Consider the following 223-nt stretch of genomic DNA (forward strand, 5'->3'; position numbering starts at 1 on the left):
TGTACAGTAAAACCGGATATTAAAAGGGGACAGAAACGCCAGTAATTTTTCCAGCGTTTTCCTGCTGCGATCACCAAACACATGCGCCACTATCCGTTTCATACGGGGTTCTCAGGCGTACCAGAGCCAGCGCTGATTCTTCTTGCTACCGACAAATGCCCATTGCTCGTCTATTTCACAGATAATCTGAATGTCACTTCCCGCCAGCGGCAGTGTGGTTACG

Annotated in this window: 1 pseudogene; it reads right to left on the reverse strand. The window is 48.9% G+C overall.

The features are described from left to right. Window positions 1–223, reverse strand: a pseudogene (locus tag AAC854_RS23785) (IS1 family transposase); the annotation flags it as partial.

The organism is Xenorhabdus entomophaga (genome assembly GCF_037996725.1).
In the GTDB taxonomy this organism is placed as follows: domain Bacteria; phylum Pseudomonadota; class Gammaproteobacteria; order Enterobacterales; family Enterobacteriaceae; genus Xenorhabdus; species Xenorhabdus khoisanae.